Genomic DNA, 23,183 nt, shown 5'->3' with positions numbered 1-23,183 from the left:
AAACAAACGTGCTTGAGACCTTGACAGGTCAAAGCGCGCTCATCACATTGCTCTGCAGACCGCTGCCGAAGGAGCCGAGGGTGCAGGCGATGCAGGCAAGCCAGGTGAACCGCACGATGCTGACGATGCACGCCGTCTCCAAGAGCTTTCTCGGGGTGCGTGTGCTGCACGGGGTCTCACTCGACCTGGCCGCGGGCGAAGTGCATGCGCTCGTCGGCGAGAACGGGGCGGGAAAGTCGACCCTGATGAAGATCCTCGCCGGGGAACACGTCCCGGACGAAGGCACGATCACGCTCGACGGCACGGAACACGCCTTCACACATCCCGCGCAGGCACAGGCCGCCGGGATCGGCATCATCCACCAGGAGTTCGCGCTCCTGGCACACCGGACCGTCGCCGAGAACGTCTTCCTCGGCCGCGAGCCCACCCGCCTCGGCCTCGTCGACCGCCGCACGATGGAGGCCCGCACGGCCGCACTCCTCGACGAGGTCGGCGTATCGGGCATCACCCCGCGCACGTACGTCCGCGACCTGTCCGTCGCCCGCCAGCAGACCGTCGAGATCGTCAAGGCACTCGCCTCCGACGTGCGCGTCCTGGTCATGGACGAGCCGACCGCGCCCCTCGCCGACCATGAAGCGGGCCTCCTGCACACGCTCGTACGCCGCCTCGCGGACCGCGGACTCGGCATCCTGTACATCTCGCACCGCCTGCGCGAGGTCTTCGACCTGTCGCGGCGCATCACCGTCCTCAAGGACGGCCGCCACGTGACGACCGTGCCTACCGCACGGACGGACACCGATCAGGTCGTACGCGCCATGGTGGGAAGGGAGTTGAGCGCCTACTATCCGCCCCGCGCCCGCCCCGACGACATCGGCGACGTCCGCCTGACCGTGCGCGGCGGCGGCAACGGCCGCCTGGCGGGCATCGACCTGACCCTGCGCGCGGGCGAGGTCACCGGCATCGCGGGACTGCAGGGATCCGGCCGCACCTCCCTGGCCCGCGCCCTCTTCGGCGCCGCGCCCTTCACCGAAGGCACCATGACCGTGGACGGCACCGCGCTGCGCCCCGCCTCTCCGCGCCAGGCCATCCGCGCCGGAATCGCCCTCGTCACCGAGGACCGCAAGGCCGAAGGCCTCGCCCTGCGCCAGTCCGTGCGCGACAACGCCCTCCTCGTCACCCGCGCGGTCCCCGCCAGGGACCGGCCGCCCGCGGCGCGCGAGCTGACCGCCCTCCTGGAACGGGTCCGGCTGCACGCACGCGGCGAGGACCAGCAGACCCAGTACCTCTCCGGCGGCAACCAGCAGAAGGTCGTCATCGCCAAATGGCTCGCCGCACGGCCACGCGTGCTGCTCTTCGACGAGCCGACCCGCGGTGTCGACGTGGGCGCCAAGGCCGCCATCCACACCCTCGTCCGCGACCTGGCCCGCGAAGGCCTCGCGGTCCTCATCGTCTCCTCCGAACTGCCCGAACTCATCGGCATGAGCGACCGGATCCTCGTCATGTCCGAGGGGCGCACCGCCGGGGAACTCCCGCCGGGCGCGGCCGAGGAGGACGTGATGCACCTCGCCACCGGACACCCCGAAGCGCCCCCGGCGCCGGGCCGGAACCCACCGGCGCCCGGCAGCACCGCAGAGGAAGGAGCCGCATGACCGGCACCGCCGTCGCGCCGCCGCCCACCCTGAGGAAGAGCACGCCACGCCGCCGCAGCCGCCTCACCGACCCGGCCGTCGGCGTCTGGCTCGCCGCCGCCGTCGTCACCGCACTCGGCTGGATCGTCGTCGCCGCCCGTGGCGGTGACTTCCTCACCCTCGCCAACGTCGTCGGCATCCTGCAGAACTGCGTCGCCCTCGGCCTCGTCGCCGTCGGCCAGACCGCCGTCATCCTGACCGGCTCCCTCGACCTGTCGGTGGCCTACCTCATCAGCCTCGGCACGCTCGTCGCCGCCACCACCATGGAGGACGGCGGCGTCGTCACCGCCGTTCTCGCCGTCCTCGCTCTCTCGGCAGCCGTCGGCCTCGCCAACGGCCTGATCGTCACCGGACTCAAGGTCAACGCCTTCATCGCCACGCTCGGCACCGCGTTCATCCTGCGGGGCTGGATCGAGGACAACTACACAGGCCCGGCGGGCAAGGTCACCGCCTCCTTCCAGCACCTCGGCTACGACCGCGTCGGCCCCGTCCCCGTCTCCCTCTTCCTGCTCATCGCCGTCGCCGCCGCGCTCTGGGTGATCACCCGTCGCACCCGGTTCGGCCACCACCTGTACGCCACCGGGGGCGACGAACACGCGGCGCGCCTCTCCGGCGTCCGCACCCGGCGCACCGTCATCGCCGCGCACGTCCTGTGCTCGCTGTGCGTGGGCGCCGCCGCCCTGTTCCTCGCCTCACGGCTCGGCGCCGGTGCCCCCTGGGCCGGTACGGAGGCCCGCTACGACCTGGAGTCGATCGCCGCCGTCGTCCTCGGCGGCACGGCGCTCGCGGGCGGGCGCGGGGGAGTGGTCGGCACGCTCGGCGGCGTCCTGGTGCTGGCCGTCCTGGACTCCGTCTTCAACCAGCTCGGCGTCGACCCGTTCTTCAAGAACGTCGTCCGCGGTGTCGTCATCATCGCCGCTGTCGCCCTTTACGCCCGGCGCGGCAGCAGGAGGCCCGCATGACCACGGCCACGGCAACGAGCCCCACGTACAAGCGTGTTGTCCGTTCCCTGGGGACCGGCGCTCCCGTCTACGCGCTCCTCGCGGCGCTCCTCGTCCTCCTGGCGATCACCGACATCGGCTTCTACGAACCCGACCGCTTCCTCGCCTTCGTCAAGCGCGCCGCGCCCCTGGTGATCCTCGCCGCAGGACAGTACCTGGTCATCGTCTGCGGCGAGTTCGACCTGTCCGTGGGCGCGATCGTGACCGCCGGGGTCGTCGCGACGGCGGAGGTCTACGGTTCGTACCCGGACGCGCCCTGGCTGCTCATGGCGGCCGGACTGCTGCTCGCGGGAGCGCTGGCCGGGCTGGTGAACGGTCTGATCACCACCCGGCTGCGCGTCCCGTCGTTCATCACCACGCTCGGCATGATGCTCATCCTCGAAGGAGCCGTCTTCTACTGGACCGGCGGCTCCCCGCACGGCCAACTCCCGCAGGACGTCCGGCAGCTGGGGCGCGGCACCGCGATGGGCTGGCTGCCCTGGGCCGTCCTGGCCTGTCTGGCCGCGGGCGTGCTGGCCGTCCTCCTCATGCGATCCGACTTCGGCCGGACGCTCATCGCCACCGGCGACAGTGAACGCGCCGCCGCCCTGTCCGGGGTGCGCGTGCACCGGGCCCGTGTCATCGCCTTCGTCCTCTCGGGGGCGGCCGCCGCGCTCGCCGCCGTCCTGGTCGGCGGGTTCTCCGGCGTGTCCGCGCAGGCCGGAAGGGGATACGAATTCGAGGCGATCACCGCCGTGGTCCTCGGCGGTGTCGTGCTCGGCGGCGGCCGCGGCAGCGTCGTCGCCGCGATGGCAGGCGCCTTCTCCCTGCAGGCCCTGTTCACGCTGCTCAATCTGCGGGGCGTGTCCGGCGCCCTGGAGTCCACCGTCCAGGGCGTCATCGTCATCGCCGCCGTCGGCATCGGGGCCGCCGACTGGTCCCGGCTGCGCCGCCGTCGTACCCACCCTTCGGGAGGCACACCCTCATGAACCGCAGACGCACCCTCGCGTCGGCCGCCGTCCTGCTGGCGGGCGCCCTGCTCGCCGCGTGCTCCAGCGACCTCCCGGCCGACGCGCCCGCCGCGGCGAGCGGGAGCACGGAGCCGGGCGGCGACAAACCGTCCAAGTTCTTCGAACGGGCCGAGTACAGGAAGCAGTTGACGCTCGCTCAGGAGACCCCGAAGGGCCCGCCGGGCAAACCCTGGGAGCAGATGCTCGAACCGCAGATGACCAGCACCGCCCAGTACGAGAAGAAGGGCTCGGGCGGCGTCCACCTCTGCTTCTCCAACGCGGGGGTGTTCAACCCCTGGCGGCAGGTCGGCCTCAAGAACATGAAGGCCGAGGTCAAGCTGCACAAGGAGATCTCCGACTTCACCGTCCTCGACGCGCAGGGCAAGGACGACAAGCAGATCTCCGACATCCAGGAACTCGCGGGGAACAAGGACTGCGACGCCCTCATCGTCTCCCCGAACACCACCGCCACCCTCACGCCCGCCGTCAAGGAGGCCTGCGACAAGCTGCCCGTCGTCGTCTTCGACCGCGGTGTGGAGACGGACTGCGCGGTCACCTTCGTCAACCCGATCGGCGGGTACGGCTACGGAGCGGTCGCCGCCGACTTCCTCGTCGACAAGGTCAAGCCGAAGGGCAAGGTCCTCGCCCTGCGGATCTCGCCCGGCGTCGACGTCCTGGAGACCCGCTGGTCCGCGGCGAAGCTCGCCTTCGACAAGAGTGAACTCGACGTCGCCGACGTGAAGTTCACCGACGGCGACCCCGCCAAGACCAAGTCGATCGTCGCCGACGCGATCTCCCGGCACGGTTCCATCGACGGCGTGTGGATGGACTCCGGCGCCACCGCGGTCGCCGCCGTCGAGGCCTTCGAGGACGCGGGCGTCGACGTGCCGCCCATCACCGGCGAGGACCAGCAGGACTTCCTTGAGGCCTGGAAGGAGAAGAAGCTCACCGCGATCGCCCCCACCTACCCGACCTTCCAGTGGCGCACGCCCGTCATCGCGGCCCTGCGCGTCCTGGACGGCAGGCCGGTGCCCAAGGAGTGGAAGCTGCCGCAGCCGACCGTCACCCAGGACAACCTCGATGAGTACCTGCGGGACGGCATGCCGCCGCTGCACTACGCCATGTGCGGCTGCCAGAAACTGCCCGGCTTCCCCGGGGACTGGGGAGGCAAGAAATGAGCGCCACGGACAGACCTCAACAGCACCCCACCGCATGGCAGTTGGGCGCCAACCCGTGGATCTGGCACTCACCCGTGACCACCGAGGCCCTCACCGAGACCCTGCCCCGGCTCGCCGACTGGGGCTTCGACTGCGCGGAGCTCCCGCTGGAGAGCCCCGACGACTGGAACCCGGCGGCCGTCGGCAAGGTCCTCGACGCCACGGGAGTCGCCCCGGCCGCCGTCGTCGCGGTCATGTCCGACGGGCGCAACCTCGTCCGCGCCGACCCGATCACGGCCCGCACCACCCAGGACTACCTCCGCCGCTGCGTCGACGCGGCCCACGCGGTGGGCGCCCCCGTCGTGGCGGGCCCCGTGTACGCGCCGGTCGGCCGCACCTGGCGCATGGACCGGAACGTCCGCACGGCGGCGTACGAGGAATGGCGGGCCAACATCGCCCCGGTCGTCGCCTACGCCACCCGCGCCGGAGTCCGCATCGCCGTCGAGCCCCTCAACCGTTACGAGACGAGCCTGCTCAACACCGTCACCCAGACCCTCGACGCCCTCGAAGGCCTGCCCGAGGACGCGATCGGCATCGCCCTGGACACGTACCACCAGAACATCGAGGAGCACTCCCTGCCCGCGGCCGTCCGCGCGGCGGCGGGGCGCATCGCACACGTCCAGGTGTGCGCCAACGACCGCGGCGCCCCCGGCGCCGACCACCTCGACTGGCCCGGCTTCCTGTCCGCGCTGAGCGCGGCGGAGTACCGGGGCCCCCTGTGCATCGAGTCGTTCACGGCCCACAACGACGCCATCGCGGTCGCCGCCTCCGTCTGGCGGCCCCTGGCCCGCAGCCAGGACGCGCTCGCCACCGATGGCCTCGGCTTCCTGCGCCGCACCCTCGCGGCCCGCTGAGTTTCCGGCATCCGGCACCCGCACCCCGTCCACACAGAGAGGACCAACCTCATGGGCTGTCATGCTCGTGACATAAGAGGTCTCGGAGGTCCCAGAGGCCTGCGCAGAGGGATCGTAGCCCTGATCGCGGCACTGCTCCTCACCGTGGCCTTCCTGCCAGGCACCGGAGCCACGGCGGCCGACAGGGCCCCGGCCTTTCGCGCCCTGCTCTTCACCAAGGCCGTCGGATACGTCCACGACTCCATCCCGGCCGGCGTCCAGATGGTCAAGGAGCAGGCCGCGGCCGAGAACTTCGAGGTCGTCCAGACCGACGACGCCACCGTCTTCGACGACGCGAAGCTCAAGGACTTCGACGTCATCATCATGCTGCAGAACTCCGGCATGGTCTGGGACACCGAGGCACAGCGCGACGCCATGAAGAAGTACGTGCGGAGCGGCAAGGGCGTCGTCGCCCTGCACAACACCCTCGACATGGGCGTCGAGGACTCCTTCCCCTGGTGGGACGACCTCATCAACGCCGGTGCCCACATGCCCGCCCACTCCCCGGGCGTCCTCAAGGGCACCGCCAAGGTCGCCGACCGCGCCCACCCCTCCACCAAGGGTCTCCCGGAGCGCTGGGAGCGTCCCGAGGAGTGGTACAACTTCGACAAGAACCCCCGCGGCGACGTCCACGTCCTGGTGACCGCGGACGAGACCACGTACAACCCGGGCGGCTCCGCGATGGGCGCCGACCACCCCATCTCCTGGTGCCGCAACGCCGAGGGCGGCAAGGTGTGGGCCACCGCCATGGGCCACGACAAGGCCTCCTACAGCGAGCCCGCCTTCCGCGAGCACGTCCTCGGCGGCATCAAGTGGGCCGCGGGCAACGCCCCCGGCGACTGCGGCGGCACCGTCTGGTCCGGTTACGAGAAGACCGCCCTTGACGACAACACCGCCGACCCCATGGAGCTCGACGTCGCCAAGGACGGCAAGGTCTTCTACGTACAGCGCAGCGGCGAGGTGAAGATCTTCGACCCGAAGACCCACGCCACCACCACCGCGGGCAAGCTCGACGTGTACACCGGCGGCGAGGACGGCCTGGTCGGCATGGAACTCGACCCGAAGTTCGCCGACAACCGCTGGATCTACCTCTACTACGCGCCCGGCAAGGCGACGGACGACGTCAACCGCCTCTCTCGCTTCACGGTGAAGAAGGACAACACCCTCGACCTCGCCAGCGAGAAGAAGCTCCTCGACGTACCCGCCTACCGGGACCGCACCTTCCCCGAGCCCGGTCACACCGGCGGCGCCGTCGAGTTCGGCCCCGACCGCACGCTGTACCTAGGAGTCGGCGACGACACCCCGCCCAACCTCGACCCCGCCTGGCAGGGCTACGCCCCGCTCGACTGGCGCCCCGGCAAGCAGATGCTGGACGCCGCCCGCACCGCGGGCAGCACCAACGACCTGCGCGGCAAGATCCTGCGCATCAAGCCCAAGGACAGCGGCGGCTACACCATCCCCAAGGGGAACCTCTTCAAGCAGGGCACGGCCAAGACCCGCCCCGAGATCTACGCCATGGGCTTCCGCAACCCGTTCCGCTTCACCGTCGACCCCAAGACGGGGTACGTGCACGCCTCCGACTACGGCCCCGACCGGGGCGGCCCCACCACGGACCGCGGCCCCGAGGGCCTGGTCGAGTACAACGTCATCAAGAAGGCAGGCAACTTCGGCTGGCCGTTCTGCCACGGCAACAACCAGGCCTACGCGCCCTACGACCCGGACACCCAGAAGGCGGGCACCAAGTTCGACTGCACCAAGCCCGTCAACCCGTCGCCGAACAACACCGGCCTCAAAGACCTGCCCGCCCTCCAGCAGCCCGAGGTCTGGTACGGGTACGGCGCCTCGAAGGAGTTCCCCGAAATGGGCTCCGGCGGCTCTGCGCCCATGAGCGGACCGGTCTACCACTACGACGCGAAGAACCCCTCCAAGACGAAGTTCCCCGCCTACTTCGAGGGCGCGAACTTCTTCTACGAGTGGGCGCGCGACTCGGTGAAGGAGATCCGTTTCGGCAAGGACGGCAAGCTCCTGAAGATCAATGACTTCCTCAAGTCGGCGAAGTTCGCCAAGCCCATGGACATGACCTTCGGACCCGACGGATCGCTCTACGTCCTGGAGTGGGGCAGCGAGTTCGGCGGCGGCAACAACGACTCCGGGCTCTACCGCATCGACTACGCCCAGGGACAGCGCATCCCGCTCGCCAAGGCCAAGGCATCCGCCACCAACGGCCCCGTCCCGCTGAAGGTCGACTTCTCGAGCACCGGCAGCTCCGACCCCGACGGTGACTCCCTCGGCTACGCCTGGGACTTCGACGGCAACGGCACCTACGACTCGACGGAACCGAACCCCTCCCACACCTACACCGCCAAGGGGGACTTCAACGCCCAGCTGAAGGTCACCGACTCCTCGGGCAAGTCCGGCTACGCCAACGTCCCCGTCACCGCGGGCAACACCGCACCCAAGGTGACGATCGAGACGCCGGTCGACGGCAAACTCATCGACTTCGGCGACAAGATCCCGTACAAGGTCACCGTGACCGACCCGGAGGACGGCACCGTCGACTGCTCGAAGGTCACGGTGAACCCGGCACTCGGCCACGACGACCACGAGCACCCCACCACCGACATCCCCGGCTGCGGGGGCACGGTCGACACCGGTGATCTGGGCGGCCACCCGGAGGGCGCCGACCTCACGTACGTCCTCAACGCGAAGTACACGGACAAGGGCGGCGACGGCGTCGGTGCCCTGACCGGGTACGGCCGCTCGGTGCTGCAGCCCAAGCACAAGCAGGCCGAGTACCGCGACGACCAGTCGGGGACGCGCATCGTGTCGCAGGAGGGCGCCGAGAACGGCAAACGCATCGGCGACATCAGCAACGGCGACTGGATCGCCTTCAACCCGATGAGCGTGGAGGGCATCGGCAAGGTCGCGTACAAGCTGTCCTCGCCGTACGGCGTCGGCTCCGTCGAACTGCGCGCCGACGCACCCGACGGCAAACTGCTCGCCTCCACTCCCGTCCCCAACACCGGGGGCTGGGACACCTACCAGTCGACACCCGACGTCCCGGTCGAGGCCCTCACCGGAACACACAAGCTGTATCTGGTCTTCAAGTCGGGCCAGGACAATTCCTTCGACGTGGACGCGGTGCAGTTCTCCGCGTCCTAGTCACAGCGTGTCCTAGGCACAGCGAAGGTCCGCGGTGCGCCCCTGTCCAAAGCGCACCGCGGACCTGTCTCCCCGTCAGCGAGTACCGACCGCCGCGCGCACGGCCCTGCGGGCCAGCTGGCAGTCGTCGTGCAGCCGCCTCAGCAGCAGCCGCTGTTCCTCGCCGGACGGCGCAGCACCGGGGTGGGCCGGGCCCGGTGCCGCCGGGGCCGAATCGTGCATCGAACGCTGCACGGCCGATTCGTACGTACGGATCTCGCGGGTCAGGACCAGCATCAGGTTGACCAGGAACGCGTCGCGCGCCGCCGGGCCCGCGGACTGCGCCAGCTGGCTGATCTCGCGCCGGGCCACCGGGGCGTCACCGAGGACCGCCCACAGCGTCGCCAGGTCGTACCCCGGCAGATACCAGCCCGCGTGCTCCCAGTCGACGAGGACGGGGCCGGGGGGAGAGAGCAGAATGTTCGACAGCAGGGCGTCGCCGTGGCAGAACTGCCACATCGAGTGGTGGCCGTTGCCCTGGTGTCCGACGGAGTGCGCGATGCCGTGCAGCAGCTTCTGCAGGTCGCCCATGTCGCGGTCCGTCAGGAGGCCCAGCTCGTGGAAGCGGGTGATCCGCTTGCCGTAGTCCATCGGCTTGCCGAACATCTCCGCCGGCGGCCGCCACTGGTTGAGTCGGCAGATGGAGCCCAGCGCCGCCCGGATGTCCGCACGCGGCGGGGACTCGATGGGGTGCCGGTGCAGCGCCGCCACCCTGCCGGGCATCCGCTCGATCACCAGCGTGCAGTCGTCGGGATCGGCGGCGATCAGCCGGGGCGCACGGATCGGCGGGCGGTGCCGGACGAACGAGCGGTATACCGCTATTTCGTGCCTGATCCGCTCCGCCCACCCGGGCGAGTGGTCGAGCAGACACTTGGCGACGGCGGTGCTGCGGCCCGCCGTGCCGACGAGCAGCACGGTGCGGCCGCTCCTACGGAGCACCTGCACCGGATTGAACTCGGGGCAGATGCGGTGCACCGAAGCGATCGCGGTGCGCAGTTGCGCCCCCTGGGGGCCGGACAAGTCGAGTCTCCCGCTGAGCGTTTGCGTACCGGCCCCCGGCATACGGGGCGTGCGGCCGACGCCTAGCGGTGCGCCCGCGGGGCGCACCGGCTCCAGATAGGGGCCGTTCCCCGACGACGGGGTCACCTCACGGCTCCGGTGGACCGGGGGACGCGGGTGCAGTGGCCGGGGCGGGGCGGACACGGAGGACGATGCTGCGTACATGGGCGATACAGATCCCTTCGTGTGCCTGCGAGTTGCGTGCGCCTCCCGGCCCGATCGCTTCGGGTGCACCCTGGGGAGTGCCTTGCGGCGACCGGGTCGGGGTGGCGCACTCCTACCTGACACCCGCCGTCCCCTGGCACACCATGTGGCGCACCCTGGCGAACCCTGGCGAATAGTCGCTCTGCAACTGACAGAGGGCTACTGTCAACTCAGCCGAGAACCTGGGGGCTTGACGTGAACGGACAACCCAATACCCGCCTGTCCGACCTGTTCGGCCTCGCCGGCTGGTCCAAGGGTGAGCTCGCGAGACTGGTGAACCGGCAGGCGGCGGCCATGGGCCACCCCCAACTGGCCACCGACACCTCGCGGGTGCGGCGGTGGATCGACATGGGAGAGATCCCGCGCGATCCGGTGCCACGGGTACTGGCTGTTCTGTTCACCGAGCGTCTCGGCCGTGTCGTGACCACTGAGGATCTGGGTCTGGTCCGGCACGGGCGCGCAGGGAAGCGGCGTGGCGACGGGAGTGTGGAGCACCCCGACGGCGTGCCGTGGGCGCCCGAGCGGACGGCCGCGGTCCTCACCGAATTCACGGGAATGGACCTCATGCTCAACCGACGCGGCTTGGTGGGCGCGGGCGCTGCGCTTGCCGCAGGCTCCGCACTCAGCAGCGCCATGCACGACTGGCTGCACGCCGATCCGGCTCTCAAGGCCGACGCCCCCCGTATCGAAGATCCCCTGCACGCCGACCCCGCTGGGCTCGACCGCTATGAGGCCGCCCCCATCGGGTCGCAGGAGATCGAGGAACTGGAGCGCTCGGTCGAAGTGTTCCGCGCGTGGGACGCGGCCCGCGGAGGCGGGCTGCAGCGCAAGGCCGTGGTGGGCCAGCTCAACGAAGTGGGCGGCATGCTCGCCTACCGACACCCCGAACACCTTCAGCGGCGCCTGTGGGGCGTCGCTGCCAACCTCGCCGTGCTCGCGGGGTGGATGTCGCACGACATCGGCCTGGAGCCCACGGCGCAGAAGTACTTCGTCATTGCGGCGCACGCCGCCCGCGAGGGTGGCGACCGCCCGCGCGCGGGGGAGGCGCTGTCCCGGGCCGCGCGCCAGATGGTGCACCTCGGCAAACCGGACGACGCCCTGGACCTGATGAAGCTCGCCAAGTCGGGCGCGGGCGAGGAGGCCCTGCCCCGCACCCAGGCGATGCTGTACACCATCGAGGCCTGGGCGCATGCGTCGATGGGGCGCGGCCAGGCGATGCGGCGCACGCTCGGCCTGGCCGAGGACCTCTTCGTGTCGGACAAGGGGGACGTGCCGCCGCCGAGCTGGATGCAGATGTTCGACGAGGCGGACCTGCACGGCATGCAGGCCCTGGCCTACCGCACCCTCGCCGACCACGAGGCGTCCGCGGCGAACGCCGCGCAGCGTCACGCGAAGGAGGCGATCGAGCTGCGGGCCAAGAACCGCGACCGGTCGCAGATCTTCGACTACATCTCACTGGCGTCGGCGTGCTTCATCGCCGACGACCCCGAACAGGCCGACAGGTACGCGCGGTTGGCGCTGGTGTCGATGCGGGCGAACTCCTCGCACCGCACCTGGGACCGGCTGCGCGAGATGTACCGGCTGACCGCGCAGTACGCGGGCTACCCGAAGATCCAGGACCTGCGCGAGGAGATCAAGTTCGCGCTGCCGAAGGGGAGCAGGGGGAGGACCGCAAGGGCGTAGCGCACCGGAGCACATGAGACATCGCGCGATCGGACGATTCAGACCCGCGCGACCAACAGGCAGGCGTCGTCCTCACGGGCTGCCTCGCCGCATTCCTCGACGACGGTCCGCACGCAGTCCTGTGCCGTTCGCGCCTCGGCGAAACGGGACGAGAGGGAGAGCAGCAGGCCCGTCGCCGTGTCCCTGTCGCGCCGCGGCACCAGGCCGTCGGTGTGCAGCAGCAACAGGTCTCCGGGCCGCAGTTGCTCATCGGCCTGCTCGTACGTCGCCCCGGAGGTGGCGCCCAGGAGCACGCCGTGCGGTGGCGTCAGCGCGCGCCCCGTCCCGTCGCGGAAGAGCAGCGGGGCGGGGTGCCCGGCCTGTGCCCACGTGAGTAAGTGCGTGGTGGGGTCGAAGCGACAGCAGACCGCGCTGCCGAGGGCGGGCTGGACCGTGGCATCCAGCAACTGGTTGAGCCAGCCCATGAGCTGGCCGGGCTGTCCGAAATGGCCGCCCGGCTGCGCTCCGGCGACCGCCATGCCGCGCAGCGCGCCGAGCAGCATCGCCATGCCGGAGGTGACGCCGACGCCGTGCCCGGTGAGGTCGCCGACGCTCAGCAGGGCGTCGCCTCCGGGCAGTTCCATCGCGTCGTACCAGTCTCCGCCGATGAGCGTGCTGGTCGAGGAGGGGAGGTAGCGGGCGGCGAGGTCGAGCTTGCCAGGGCCGCCGTGCGGGAACCGCAGGGAGCCGCGCCACGGCGGGAGGACCGCCTCCTGCAGTGCGACGGCGAGGCGGTGCTCGGTCTGTGCGATGTCGTGGTGGCGCTGCAGCGAGTCCTGGCTCTCACGCACGACGCGCTGGCTGCGGCGCAGCTCGCTGATGTCCCGCAGGACCGCCCACATGGAGGCGGTGGAGCCGTCGGCGGCGAGCACGGGCTCGCCCATCATGTGCACCTGGCGTACGCGCCCGTCGGAGCGCAGGATGCGGAACTCGCCGTCGATGGGCTTTCCGTCGATGAGGCAGTCCGTGACCATCGAGGTCAGCAGGGGCTGGTCGTCGGCGTGCACCAGGGAGGGGAGCTCGTCGAGGGAGAGCGGGGGAGCGGCGGGGTCTCGGCCGAGGATTCCGTAGAGCTCGCCGGACCAGCTGGCCTCGTCGGTCAGGAGGTTCCACTCGGCGCTGCCCACCCGGCTCAGCAGGGATCCGCGGCCCGGCTCCGTGGGCTCCGGTACGGCCGGCGCCGCGGACTCCCCGTCCGTCCGCGGCGGACCGTCCCGCAGCTGGGCCAGGTGGTCGTCCAGATCGTTCAGCTGATGGACCGCCAGGTCGCACAGGGCCCGCTGCCAGCGTCCCGTGGGGTCCCCGTGGTCGTCCACGGCGTCGCGCCGCACGGCGTCGACCTCGCCGCGGAGCCGACGCGTCTGCGAGATCAGCGCGTCGACCGTGCCACGCTCGGGCGGCTGGGCGGCTGCGTGGTCCGCAAAGACATGGGACGGCATGAGGTGCTCCGTTGAAGGTGCGGTGCGACCAGCTTGACGGGTGGTGGACCGCTAATGACTTTCGCACAGCAGGAGGGGGGCCGTAAGGGATTTGGCAACACACGATGCGGTGGTGCTTCTGGCATATGCCCTTGTCCTGCGGATACGCGGGGCAGGGGGCGAAAGTCTAGAGGCAAAGGGTGAAGAAAGCGTAGGGGCTGGACGTGGAATATGGGGATCCGGTGGGGACGGCGGGGCCGAGTGGTGCACGCGTCGGTCACGGCGAGTGGGGGCGACTCCGCGGCTTGGGCCGGTCGACACGTCAGGGGCATGTGCGGGACATTAACTACCCCTCACACAGGCCGTGTTGGCCTCGTCAGAACGGCGTGATTTGACCCCTGGGCGAGGGGGTGGCGCAGGGGGTGGCGACTCACGAGCGCAAATGGCGGATGACCGCGAGCACCCGGCGATTGTGGTCGTGCGAGGCAGGCAGGCCGAGCTTGTCGAAGACGGCCGCCACGTGCTTCTCCACCGTGCCGGACGAGACGAAGAGCGCCTGGGCGATGGCGGCGTTCGAGCGGCCCTCCGCCATCAGGGAGAGCACCTCGCGCTCCCGTGCGGTGAGCGGCGCCAGTTCGGCCTTGCGGCTGCCCGCGCCCGCGAGCTGCGTGACGACCTCGGGGTCGAGCGCGGTGCCGCCCGCCGCCACCCGCGCCAGCGCGTCCGTGAACTCCGCGACGTTCGCCACCCGGTCCTTGAGCAGATAGCCGACGCCTGCGGAACCGGCCGCCAGCAGCCGGGTGGCGTACTTCGTCTCGACGTACTGGGAGAAGAGCAGCACGCCGGTGCCGGGGTGCTCGGCGCGGATGTCGATGGCGGCGCGCAGCCCCTCGTCGGTGTGGGTCGGCGGCATCCGGATGTCGACCACGGTGACGTCGGGCCGGTGCGCGGCGACGGCCTCGCGCAGGGCGTCCGCGTCGCCTACGGCGGCACAGATCTCGTGGCCGCGCTCGGTGAGCATCTGGGCCAGCAACTCCCGCAGTACGGCGGCGTCCTCGGCGATCACGACACGCATGGCGCACATGCTTTCACGCACGCTCTCATGCATGCAGGGGGAGCTGGACGGTGACGGTCGTCGGCCCGCCCTCGGGGCTGTGGATGTCGATGCGTCCGTCGACGGTGCGGACGCGCTGGGCGAGCCCGGTCAGGCCGCTGCCCGCCCCCATCTCCGCACCGCCCCGCCCGTCGTCGGTCACCTGCAGCCGCAGCAGTCCGTCCCGCTGCGTCACGCCGATCGCGGCCTGCCGCGCCCCGCTGTGCTTGATGACGTTCGTCAGGAGCTCGGCGGCGCAGAAGTACGCGATGGTCTCGATCGCCGGAGTGGGGCGTACCGGAACGTCCGCCGAGAGCCTGACCGGCACCGTGCTGCGGGCGGCGAGCGTGGCGAGGGCGTCCGGGAGGCCGTCGTCGAGAGCGGGCGGATGGATGCCGCGGGCCAGGTCGCGGAGTTCGGTGAGCGCCTCGGTGGCGGTCCGGTGCGCGCCGTCGACGAGCTGCCGGATGCGGCCCACGTCCAGCGGCTGCCCGTCGACGAGTCTCTCCTTGACCATGTCGAGCCCCATGGCCACCGCGACGAGACGTACCTGCGCCCCGTCGTGCAGATCGCGCTCGACCCGGCGCAGCAGCGCCACCGAGTCGTCGACGGCGAGCGCACGGGTCTCCTCCAGGTCACGCACGCGGTCGGCGAGCCGCCCCGGCCCGAGGAGCGCCCCGATCAGCCACCGGTCGCCCGCGACCACGAGCCGGGTCACCCACGGCGCGCACAGCAGCGTGACCCCGCCGACCAGCACCGCGAACCAGGTCCCTGCGAACGTGTCCACGTCCGGGCTCCCGAAGGGGATCGGCGTGAGCAGCGGCATGCCCTCGGGGTCACCGGGCTGGGGCTGCTGCCCGAACACCGCCCACCGCAGCGGGGCGGTGAGGTTCACCAGGCCCGTGACCCACCACAGCACGGCGTACGCGCCGAGGGCCCCGACGGGCAGCTTCGCGAGGACGTAACCCGCCGCCCGCCAGCCGACGCCGTCCCGCAGCCGCGCGTCGACGCGTCCCACGACACCGCCGCCGGGCCGGAACGCGGGCGGCGTGGGCGTCCGTACGCCGAGCAGTGTCCCGGCGAGCGCGCGGTGGAGCCTGCCCAGCCCGCGGGCGAGCCGCAACCCGCCGATGAGCAGCAGCGCGCCCACGACCGCCAGGACCAGCGAAACGCCGAACCCCGCACCGAGCGCCAACACCACCGTCAGCAACGTCCCGCCCACCAGCCCCAACGGGAACCCGATCAGGCAGTACGCAGCCTCGGCCCAGGCCCGCCGGGTGAAGGGGGCCCGGAGGAGGGAGGAGAGGACGGAGGGGGAGTGGGCGACGGAACGGAGGGAGTCCTGCACGTGCATGATGATCAGTTTCCTGTCGGGCGTCCCTGCGGTCCAGCAGCAGCGTGCCCACGGGACCTCGCTCGGGCGCGGTACTGAAACCCACGCTAGGCCGCGGCCACACCGCCCCGGAACGGGGCTTACCTCCGTCTGCGGTGGGGGATAGCCCCCAGGGCGGAATGGGTCGGGACGACAGTCGATCTGGAGGCAGACGGTGTATTCGGAACCTATGGCGCGGGCCGTTGTGGAACCGGCAGTGCTCGAGCTGACACGGCAGTACCCCCGTGGCAGGCCGTTCTCCACGACGGTCACGTTCGGCGGGGACGACTTCAGCATGTGCGCCCACATACGGGCACAGTGGGCGGCACCCGGGCAGGTGAGAATCGCACTGGCCTGTTGGGTCGTGAACATGGACACCGCGCGCTACTTCGGTGACAACGCACCTTCCAGGGAGGAGATGCGCCTGCCACCGGAAGGCACAGCGGAGTGGGACGAGGAACTGACCAGCCGGGTGATCGGCCACCTCGCAACTCGTATGAACGCTCTTGCCGCCGCCCTGCCGACCACCGACGAGCACCTCACCATCACCGTGCCTCTCGTCCTGACGCAGTCCGGTTGAAAGGTCGGCCGCGCGACGCCCGGGGCCCTAGAGTCGCCGCATGCGGCGAGGGACAGGACTGGCGGTGGCCGGGGTTGCGGCCCTGGCCTGGGGTGAGTGGCTGAACTGGAGATGGTCCCGAGCTCTCGTGGGGGAGAGCGGTGGCGCTTCGGTGGCCGTGGTGGTGTTGGGGTACCGGAACCCCGGGGCGAGGGCGAACCTGATCAACCGTTGGCGGGTCCGTGCCGGAGTCCGCTCCGCCGCCGCTGACGGTGCGCTGCGAACCTGCGTGATCTTCAGCGGCGGCACGACCGGAACCGTCGCCACGGAGGCCCAGTTGATGGCCGACCACGCGAAGTCGGTGCTGGACTTCGACGGCACGGTGCTCCTTGAGGACCGGAGCACGACGACGTGGGAGAACATCACGAACGTCATCCCACTGCTCGAAGGCGCGGACCGCATCAAGATCGTCTCCCAGCCCGCTCATGCGCTCAAGGCCCGCGCGTACTTGCGGCGGCAGCGCCCCGACCTCGCGGAGAGGCTGGTGCGCGCGGATGACTACCGCCCTGGAGAGTGGACGGCTGCCAAACCGCTGCTGGCTTTGTACGGACTCTGGACCCTCCGCGGCCTCAGCGCCGCCGAGCGGCGGGTGACCTCAGGCCTGCTCAGAAGCCGGAGAACACGCGCTGGAACAGGTCCAAGGCCTCGTCGGCCCAGCCGATGACGCGCAGGGCCGAGTCGAGGTTCCCCGGCGGCCGGTTGATGAGGGTGTCGTGGCGGATGAGGCGGTCGAAGTCGACGTGCACCGGGCCCTCGCGGCGGGTCTGTCCGTCGGGCCGGAAGAACTGGACGCCTGCCAGCCGCATCACATGGATGAGTTCCTGGGCGAGGATGCCGTATCCGACCGTCGTCGGGTGGACCCCGTCGAGCGAGAACAGGCCGCCGTCGGTGCGCCGTTCCGCCTCACCGGCGAGGAAACGGGAGTTCGGCCGCGGCGTCAGCGCCTGCAGTGCTGGCGGCAACTCGTAGGGCCGCCACCAGTCCGGGCGGGCCGACGGATCCTCGGCGTACCGGCGGGCCGCGAGCCGGTCCAACAGTCCGCAGGTCTCCAGCAGGTACCAGTCCTTGCCCGTCCGCCGGGCATGGCGGACCTCCGCCGTGATCGCGTCGTTGTAGTCGTCGATGGCGTCGTCGACCTGCCGCGCCTCGTCACCTGTGATGTGCGGGTCTTGGCGGGGGTCGAAGTCGTCGTCGTCGATCCACGGGCGGGTGTAGTACGGGAAGTACCGGGAACCCTTCGCGATCTTGCCTTTGACGCCGCGGGCGATCGGCGCGATGGTGACGTGCGGGACCGTGCACCATATGACGTGCCGAGCCTTGATTCCGGAGACCTCGGCGGCCACCTTGCGCAGTTCGGCCGCGAAGTGCTGTGGCTGCCAGACGGTGAAGCGTCCTTTGCGGGACAGGTCGTCGTAACCGTCCTCGCTCCAGGCCATGTTGAGCTCGGTCACCGCCTGCAGCGCATTGTTCGCCCCGAGGAAGACGACGAGGGTCTCGATCCCGTGCTCCGATTCGGTGCCGTCGGTCTCCTCCCCGAGCCGGGCGGCGGCGCCCAGTTGGGTCAGGGCCCCCGCAGCCGAGGGCCGCGTGGGCAGGACCCGGAGGGCGGCGCGCTCGCACGCGTTCTGGACGACCTGCTTGATCAGGTTGTCGTCCGGAGTCTCGATCCGTTCATGGCACTCGTCCGCCGACTTCGAGAGCGCGTCCCGCAGGTCCCACCCGAAGACCGCGAGGTTGTGCATGATGGCGGTCGTCGAGGGCACCGCCTGTCCTGGCCCCCGCTCCCAGTAGTCCTCCACCCGGTCCATGAGGCTCCTGGCCCGGAACAGCGCGACCGGCGTCTCCGGCAAATCCACGGTCCGCCCGTAGCGGGCTTCCAGGTCACGCAGGAGGAACTCGATGTTGAAGGGCAGCCCGCCCAGACCCTCGTAGAGGGGGTACCGGAACCGTTCGACGCACCCCAACTCGTAGGCCACGATCGCCGGATACGAGAGTCCGGTGTTGAAGATCGCCAGGCTCTGGAACCCCTGCGTCAGCGAATCCCCGATCGCGACCAGCCGGTGCTTCGGCTCTCCCTGCCAGTCGGCGTTCACACCGACCCCGACCGTGGGGTCGGTCTCGGGCACCCGTGGCTGCTGACGCCGTGCGGAATCGGTCATGATTCCCCCCTGGCCCGTCGCGGCGCACCGGCTGCGCCCTCGCGGGGCTTGTTCCTGCATAGCGCAGCCTGGTGGGGAGCGGGACCTTGCCGACGGGGGATACGCATAACTCGGTGACGCCGGTCGAGACGGCCAGGGGACTGTCGGTGGCCGGCGGCAAGATCGCAGGCATGGTCTTCGTAGGGAATGCTCCGCCGCGTCCGTTCGACGTGACCGCGGTCTTTCCTGAGCTGGCTCCGTTGGCGCGAGACGCAACTCGGCTGCACCCGCGCCCCGGGGCGCCTTCGGTGTGGGACAGCTCGGTCGGGGGGCCGTTGCTGTGGCCGTCCGGGGAGCCATGGCCGCACTGCGAGAGCGCAGAACACCAGAACAGCGGCTTCCGCGAGTACCCGGCGGCAGTTCTTCTCGAAAGACCCAGACAGGCCCGGCTGCACCGGGATCCCGACGGCCCGGAGTACACGCCGGAAGAGTCGGCGATCAAGGAGCGCAACGACGCGGCACTCATGCGGCGCCTAGAGGCGGGGCCGCCGCCTGCTGAGTGCCCGGTCCCCATGCTGCCCGTGGCTCAGCTGTAAGTGCGCGATCTACCGACGCTGCGGCCGCCCGAACAGGCCGACGTGCTCCAGGTGTTGTGGTGCCCCCATGACCACGAACCGGACGTCAAGCCTGCGGCCGCCCTGTTCTGGCGAAGCTCTGCGGAGGTCGGCGATGTCCTCGCCGTGCCACCGAGCCCGTATGAGGCGGACTGGCCGCAGCCATCACGCCACCCTCCATTCCGCCGACCCGTCGCGGGACTAGTGTGAAGGCCGTACCTGCGACGCCCTGTCTGGCGACTTCGGCGGAGGCACACATGGGTGGGGAGACAGTGCGCAACGAAGCGCGGCAGCTGACGCGATTGCGGCTGGATGAGCTGCTCGAAGAGCTCGAGGGGCGGATCACTGCCGTTCGCGGGACGCGGGACCGGCTGCACGGGCTGCTGGAAGCGGTGCTTTCGGTGGGGCGGGAACTCGATCTTCCGCAAGTGCTCCGACGCATCGTCGAGACCGCCGTCGTACTCGTGGACGCGGAGTACGGAGCGCTCGGCGTCATCGGCGCAGGGAGCAGGCTGGACCAGTTCCTGCCGGTGGGGATCGACGAGCAACTGCAGTCGCAGATCGGGGATCTGCCTTCGGGGCACGGGCTGCTCGGTGAGCTGATCCGGCATCCCGAGCCGTTGCGGCTGCGGCAGCTGTCGGAGCACTTGGCGTCGTCCGGGTTCCCGCCGCATCACCCCCCGATGCACTCGTTCCTGGGGGTGCCCATCCGGGTGCGGGAGGAGGTGTTCGGGAACCTCTATCTCACCGAGAAGCGCGGCTGCGCCGAATTCGACGCCGAGGACGAAGCGGTGCTCTCCACGCTTGCCGTGGCGGCGGGGGTGGCCATCGAGAACGCCCGGCTCTACGAGGAGGCGCGGCTCAGGGAGCGCTGGCTGGCTGCGAGTTCCGAGTTCACCAGCGCCCTGCTGTCCGGTGCGTCGGAGGCCCGCGTACTGGAGCTGATGGTCGAGCGCGCGCGGGAGATCACCAATGCCGACATCGGTGTGGTGGACCTCGTGGTGGCGGAGCGGGACGAGCTGGAGGGGGCCTTGGCACTCGGTGAATGCTCGGAGGCGCATCAGGGGCAGTTCATTCCCCGGGAGGGGACCTTGGCAGGGGCCGCGCTGCGTGAGGGCGGGCTGGTGGCCACCGGGGACGTTGCCGGTGATCCCAGGGTCACCTTCGCGCCGGAGCGGTGGAAGGGCATGGGGCCCGCCGTGGCGGTGCAGATGGGTACCGCGGAGGGGCTGCGCGGCGTACTGGTCCTGGCCCGGCGGAGCGGACGGCCCGCTTTCGGCGAGGCCGAGACCGCTCCGCTGCCCGGTTTCGCCGGACAGGCGGCAGTGGCCCTCGAGTTGGCGGACCGGCGGCGCGACGCCGAGCAGATGAGCCTGCTCGAGGACCGCGACCGGATCGCCCGGGACCTCCACGACCTGGCCATCCAGCGTCTCTTCGCGACCGGCATGACCCTGCAGAGCGCGCAGCGCTTCGTCCAGCACCCCGAGGCGTCCGAACGCCTGACACGCGCGGTGGACGACCTCGACACCACCATAAAGATCATCCGTTCCACCATCTTCGGCCTGCGCGCCCACGAGGCGAACACGACCCGCAGTCCCGGGCTGCGGGTGCGCACCGCCCGGACCGTGGAGGAAGCGGTCGCGGTGCTGGGCTTCACACCGGCGCTGCGCATGGAAGGTCTGATCGACACCGATGTACCGGCCGCCATCGCCGACGAGGCGGTGGCGGTGCTGAGCGAGGCGCTCGCCAACATCACCCGGCACGCGCGGGCATCGGCCGCCGAGATCTCCGTCGTCGTACGCCGTGGGGAGCTCACCCTCACCGTGGCGGACAACGGGGTCGGCATCGGCAGGAGCGGACGCCGCAGCGGCCTGCGGAACATCGCCGAGCGAGCCGAGAACCTCGGCGGCTCGCTGTGTCTGGATGCGGGGCCGGACGGGGGCACGCGGCTGGAATGGCGCGTTCCGCTGGCAGGCCGATGAGGGCGGTCGTCGGCCGATGAGGGCGGTCAGCGGGGACGGTCGGAGGGGCGGTCGGCTTCGAGGTGGGCGGCGAGCACAGCGGCCTGGACGCGCCGTTCCACGCCGAGCTTCGACAGGAGCCGGGAGATGTGGTTCTTGACGGTCTTTTCGGAGAGGTAGAGCCGCTTCCCGATCTGCCGGTTGGTGAGGCCTTCGCCGATGAGCGTGAGGATGTCCCGCTCGCGTTCGGTGAGGCCGGACAGCCTGTCGTCCGGCTGCCGCGGCTCGTCCGGGCCGCGCAGCGTGCTCATCAGACGGGTCGTGGTCGCCGGGTCGAGCAGCGACTGGCCGGATGCGACGGTGCGTACCGCGTCGATCAGGTCGGTTCCCTTGATCTGCTTCAGGACGTAGCCCGCGGCGCCCGCCATGATCGCGTCCAGGAGTGCGTCGTCATCGTCGAAAGAGGTCAGCATCAGACAGGCGACCTCGGGCATCTTCGAGCGCAGTTCGCGGCAGACGGTGATGCCGTCGCTGTCCGGCAGGCGGATGTCGAGGATGGCCACGTCGGGGCGCAGGGCGGGGCCACGGACCAGCGCCTGGTCGCTCGTGCCCGCCTCACCGACGACCTCGATGTCGGGCTCCGCGTCGAGCAGGTCGTGCACTCCTCTGCGTACGACCTCGTGGTCGTCGAGGAGGAAGACCCGGATCGGCTGTGCCGACGAGAAGGTGCGTGCGGTCATGGTTGCCCCCTGGGTGTCTGCGGTCCCCCGATCTGATCGTTGCGCGTCGGCGGGGGCCCGCACCAGGGCCGAGTGGGCCCCATCGCGCCCAGTGCGTGCGGCCTCGACCGCCGGGTCGGCGAAGGGGCGCGGTACTCGTCGAGAGACTTCATCGGGGCGGCGCCTGACCGGGTTCGGAGAGATCCATGCGTACGTCCACGACGCCCTCGACCGCACGGGTGAGCCGGGCGGCGACCGGGACGAGGGTGCGGTCGCGGATCTCACCGCCGAGCGTGACCACGCCGTTCTCCACGACCACCGTGACCGCACGGTCCGGGAAGAGCAGGGCGGTCACGGTGCGGGTCACCTCGTCCGCGAGTTCCTGGTCGGAACGCAGGAACACCTTGAGCAGGTCGCTGCGGCTGACCACGCCCTGCAGCAGCCCGTTGGCGTCGACCACGGGGAGGCGCTTGACCTTCCGCTGGGCCATGATGCGGGCGGCCTGCGAGAGGGTCGCGTCCGGGTGCACGGTGACGGCGGGCGTGCTCATCACCTCGCCCGCGCTGACGCCCCCGGCCTTGGCCAGGTCGGTGAGGCGGCGCTGTTGGTCGAAGCGGGAAGGGTCGCTGTCGCGGAATTCCTCCTTCGGCAGCAGATCCGCCTCCGAGACCACACCGATCACCCGGCCCTCACCGGCCAGGACGGGAAGCGCGCCGACGTTCCACTGCCCCATCAGGGCGACGATCTCTTTGAAGGGGGCCTCGCGGCCCACGGCGATGACCGTGTGGGTCATCACGTCGCTCACGGTGCGCGGTGAGTGGAGCACGGCGTCCTCCCGGGAGATGGAGTGCGGGGCGGTGGCTACGTTCGGGCGACGGTCAGGTCGAGGAGGTGTGGCGCAGGAGACGCAGGGGTCGTGGTTGCGGATCGCGCGGATCCGCTCGGCGTCGGTCGGCTCATGGCACGGTTCCCTGGCGTACATGTCACAGCTCCCCGACGTAGAGGAGAGGTTCCGCCCGGCTCCAGGTGACGACCGGGCCGTCCCTGCACAGCAGCAGCGGGCCGAGCTGGCAGTGTCCGGTGGCGCAGTGCATGTTGAGCTCCAAGGCGACCCTGATGCGGTCGCCGGGCACTCCCCGGTGCAGCAGGTCACGGGCCGTCGCCCGGATCATCGGCTCGGGTCCGCACACGAACGCGGTGGTGTCGCGCGGGGTGAAGTCCGCCTGGCCGATCAGTTGGGTGACGACGCCGGTACGGCCCGTCCAACGGGCGACG

General features: G+C 70.7%; 17 protein-coding genes and 2 pseudogenes. 11 read left to right on the top strand and 8 right to left on the bottom strand.

Going from position 1 to position 23,183, the window contains the following annotated elements; genetic code table 11:
- Window positions 1-116: 116 nt before the first annotated feature.
- The 6 genes from AC068B_RS23030 to AC068B_RS23005 are packed head-to-tail and all read left to right on the top strand — an operon-like array spanning window position 117 to window position 8,950.
- Window positions 117-1,649 carry a sugar ABC transporter ATP-binding protein gene (locus AC068B_RS23030; protein WP_478673753.1) on the top strand — a complete coding sequence of 511 codons (1,533 nt, stop codon included), beginning with the start codon at window positions 117-119 and terminating at the stop codon, window positions 1,647-1,649.
- On the top strand, window positions 1,646-2,650 hold the full coding sequence (locus tag AC068B_RS23025; RefSeq protein WP_478673546.1) for an ABC transporter permease: 1,005 nt from the start codon (window positions 1,646-1,648) through the stop codon (window positions 2,648-2,650). The genes AC068B_RS23030 and AC068B_RS23025 overlap by 4 nt, the downstream gene beginning before the upstream one ends.
- Complete coding sequence (locus AC068B_RS23020; protein ID WP_478673545.1) at window positions 2,647-3,657, top strand: ABC transporter permease; 1,011 nt, start codon at window positions 2,647-2,649, stop codon at window positions 3,655-3,657. Before AC068B_RS23025 ends, AC068B_RS23020 begins: the two co-directional genes overlap by 4 nt.
- Entirely contained in the window at window positions 3,654-4,856 is a 1,203-nt protein-coding gene (locus AC068B_RS23015; RefSeq protein WP_478673544.1) for a substrate-binding domain-containing protein, read from the top strand. The genes AC068B_RS23020 and AC068B_RS23015 overlap by 4 nt, the downstream gene beginning before the upstream one ends.
- The gene (locus AC068B_RS23010) at window positions 4,853-5,749 is read left to right on the top strand and encodes a sugar phosphate isomerase/epimerase family protein (protein WP_478673543.1); all 897 of its coding nucleotides are present in this window, start codon (window positions 4,853-4,855) and stop codon (window positions 5,747-5,749) included. Before AC068B_RS23015 ends, AC068B_RS23010 begins: the two co-directional genes overlap by 4 nt.
- Before the next feature lie 51 nt (window positions 5,750-5,800).
- Window positions 5,801-8,950 carry a ThuA domain-containing protein gene (locus AC068B_RS23005; RefSeq protein WP_478673542.1) on the top strand — a complete coding sequence of 1,050 codons (3,150 nt, stop codon included), beginning with the start codon at window positions 5,801-5,803 and terminating at the stop codon, window positions 8,948-8,950.
- Window positions 8,951-9,025: 75 nt separating this feature from the next.
- Here the strand turns inward: AC068B_RS23005 and AC068B_RS23000 are convergent, their stop codons facing one another.
- Window positions 9,026-10,213 carry an aminoglycoside phosphotransferase family protein gene (locus tag AC068B_RS23000; protein WP_478673541.1) on the bottom strand — a complete coding sequence of 396 codons (1,188 nt, stop codon included), beginning with the start codon at window positions 10,211-10,213 and terminating at the stop codon, window positions 9,026-9,028.
- Between the two features lie 234 nt (window positions 10,214-10,447).
- Between AC068B_RS23000 and AC068B_RS22995 the strand changes: the two genes are divergently transcribed.
- On the top strand, window positions 10,448-11,935 hold the full coding sequence (locus AC068B_RS22995; RefSeq protein ID WP_478673540.1) for a DNA-binding protein NsdB: 1,488 nt from the start codon (window positions 10,448-10,450) through the stop codon (window positions 11,933-11,935).
- 38 nt (window positions 11,936-11,973) lie between these two features.
- Here the strand turns inward: AC068B_RS22995 and AC068B_RS22990 are convergent, their stop codons facing one another.
- The 3 genes from AC068B_RS22990 to AC068B_RS22980 all read right to left on the bottom strand — a co-directional run bounded on the left by AC068B_RS22990 (window position 11,974) and on the right by AC068B_RS22980 (window position 15,839).
- On the bottom strand, window positions 11,974-13,413 hold the full coding sequence (locus AC068B_RS22990; RefSeq protein ID WP_478673539.1) for a PP2C family protein-serine/threonine phosphatase: 1,440 nt from the start codon (window positions 13,411-13,413) through the stop codon (window positions 11,974-11,976).
- A 409-nt stretch (window positions 13,414-13,822) separates the two neighbouring features.
- Complete coding sequence (locus tag AC068B_RS22985) at window positions 13,823-14,467, bottom strand: response regulator (protein ID WP_468558868.1); 645 nt, start codon at window positions 14,465-14,467, stop codon at window positions 13,823-13,825.
- Between the two features lie 25 nt (window positions 14,468-14,492).
- Window positions 14,493-15,839: a sensor histidine kinase gene (locus AC068B_RS22980; protein WP_478673538.1), complete on the bottom strand. Its 1,347-nt coding sequence runs from the start codon at window positions 15,837-15,839 to the stop codon at window positions 14,493-14,495.
- Window positions 15,840-16,047: 208 nt separating this feature from the next.
- On the opposite strand from AC068B_RS22980, the gene AC068B_RS22975 reads away from it, so the two are divergent.
- A complete protein-coding gene (locus AC068B_RS22975) occupies window positions 16,048-16,437 on the top strand; it encodes a hypothetical protein (protein WP_478673752.1) in 390 nt (129 codons plus the stop codon).
- A 40-nt stretch (window positions 16,438-16,477) separates the two neighbouring features.
- Complete coding sequence (locus AC068B_RS22970) at window positions 16,478-17,140, top strand: YdcF family protein (RefSeq protein WP_478673537.1); 663 nt, start codon at window positions 16,478-16,480, stop codon at window positions 17,138-17,140.
- Here the strand turns inward: AC068B_RS22970 and AC068B_RS22965 are convergent.
- Window positions 17,082-18,635 carry a hypothetical protein gene (locus tag AC068B_RS22965; RefSeq protein ID WP_478673536.1) on the bottom strand — a complete coding sequence of 518 codons (1,554 nt, stop codon included), beginning with the start codon at window positions 18,633-18,635 and terminating at the stop codon, window positions 17,082-17,084. The two genes, AC068B_RS22970 and AC068B_RS22965, sit on opposite strands and share 59 nt — an antisense overlap.
- Window positions 18,636-18,805: 170 nt before the next feature.
- On the opposite strand from AC068B_RS22965, the pseudogene AC068B_RS22960 reads away from it, so the two are divergent.
- Together AC068B_RS22960 and AC068B_RS22955 are read left to right on the top strand one after the other, a co-directional pair.
- A pseudogene (locus AC068B_RS22960) lies at window positions 18,806-19,363 on the top strand (hypothetical protein); the annotation flags it as partial.
- A 122-nt stretch (window positions 19,364-19,485) separates the two neighbouring features.
- The gene (locus tag AC068B_RS22955; protein ID WP_478673535.1) at window positions 19,486-21,210 is read left to right on the top strand and encodes a sensor histidine kinase; all 1,725 of its coding nucleotides are present in this window, start codon (window positions 19,486-19,488) and stop codon (window positions 21,208-21,210) included.
- A gap of 26 nt (window positions 21,211-21,236) precedes the next feature.
- On the opposite strand, the gene AC068B_RS22950 is transcribed toward AC068B_RS22955, so the two are convergent.
- From AC068B_RS22950 to AC068B_RS22940, 3 genes and pseudogenes are all read right to left on the bottom strand, one after another.
- Window positions 21,237-21,929, bottom strand: a complete 693-nt coding sequence (locus tag AC068B_RS22950) for a response regulator (RefSeq protein ID WP_478673534.1) — start codon at window positions 21,927-21,929, stop codon at window positions 21,237-21,239.
- Window positions 21,930-22,077: 148 nt separating this feature from the next.
- Window positions 22,078-22,701 carry a CBS domain-containing protein gene (locus tag AC068B_RS22945; protein WP_478673751.1) on the bottom strand — a complete coding sequence of 208 codons (624 nt, stop codon included), beginning with the start codon at window positions 22,699-22,701 and terminating at the stop codon, window positions 22,078-22,080.
- Window positions 22,702-22,891: 190 nt separating this feature from the next.
- Window positions 22,892-23,173: pseudogene (locus AC068B_RS22940) on the bottom strand (oxidoreductase); the annotation flags it as partial.
- Window positions 23,174-23,183 lie beyond the last annotated feature (10 nt).

The sequence above is a fragment of the Streptomyces sp. NPDC042371 genome, from assembly GCF_056437465.1.
This window is presented reverse-complemented; position numbering and strand designations above follow the sequence as displayed.

What these genes read in the sequence shown, in the direction of transcription:
- AC068B_RS23000 (WP_478673541.1), bottom strand. Translation starts at nt 10,213, where the DNA reads ATGTACGCAGCATCGTCCTCCGTGTCCGCCCCGCCCCGGCCACTGCAC.
- AC068B_RS22950 (WP_478673534.1), bottom strand. Translation starts at nt 21,929, where the DNA reads ATGACCGCACGCACCTTCTCGTCGGCACAGCCGATCCGGGTCTTCCTC.
- AC068B_RS22955 (WP_478673535.1), top strand. Translation starts at nt 19,486, where the DNA reads ATGGGTGGGGAGACAGTGCGCAACGAAGCGCGGCAGCTGACGCGATTG.
- AC068B_RS22965 (WP_478673536.1), bottom strand. Translation starts at nt 18,635, where the DNA reads ATGACCGATTCCGCACGGCGTCAGCAGCCACGGGTGCCCGAGACCGAC.
- AC068B_RS23010 (WP_478673543.1), top strand. Translation starts at nt 4,853, where the DNA reads ATGAGCGCCACGGACAGACCTCAACAGCACCCCACCGCATGGCAGTTG.
- AC068B_RS23030 (WP_478673753.1), top strand. Translation starts at nt 117, where the DNA reads ATGCTGACGATGCACGCCGTCTCCAAGAGCTTTCTCGGGGTGCGTGTG.
- AC068B_RS23005 (WP_478673542.1), top strand. Translation starts at nt 5,801, where the DNA reads ATGGGCTGTCATGCTCGTGACATAAGAGGTCTCGGAGGTCCCAGAGGC.
- AC068B_RS23025 (WP_478673546.1), top strand. Translation starts at nt 1,646, where the DNA reads ATGACCGGCACCGCCGTCGCGCCGCCGCCCACCCTGAGGAAGAGCACG.
- AC068B_RS22990 (WP_478673539.1), bottom strand. Translation starts at nt 13,413, where the DNA reads ATGCCGTCCCATGTCTTTGCGGACCACGCAGCCGCCCAGCCGCCCGAG.
- AC068B_RS22980 (WP_478673538.1), bottom strand. Translation starts at nt 15,839, where the DNA reads ATGCACGTGCAGGACTCCCTCCGTTCCGTCGCCCACTCCCCCTCCGTC.
- AC068B_RS22975 (WP_478673752.1), top strand. Translation starts at nt 16,048, where the DNA reads ATGGCGCGGGCCGTTGTGGAACCGGCAGTGCTCGAGCTGACACGGCAG.
- AC068B_RS23020 (WP_478673545.1), top strand. Translation starts at nt 2,647, where the DNA reads ATGACCACGGCCACGGCAACGAGCCCCACGTACAAGCGTGTTGTCCGT.
- AC068B_RS22985 (WP_468558868.1), bottom strand. Translation starts at nt 14,467, where the DNA reads ATGCGTGTCGTGATCGCCGAGGACGCCGCCGTACTGCGGGAGTTGCTG.
- AC068B_RS22945 (WP_478673751.1), bottom strand. Translation starts at nt 22,701, where the DNA reads ATGACCCACACGGTCATCGCCGTGGGCCGCGAGGCCCCCTTCAAAGAG.
- AC068B_RS23015 (WP_478673544.1), top strand. Translation starts at nt 3,654, where the DNA reads ATGAACCGCAGACGCACCCTCGCGTCGGCCGCCGTCCTGCTGGCGGGC.
- AC068B_RS22970 (WP_478673537.1), top strand. Translation starts at nt 16,478, where the DNA reads ATGCGGCGAGGGACAGGACTGGCGGTGGCCGGGGTTGCGGCCCTGGCC.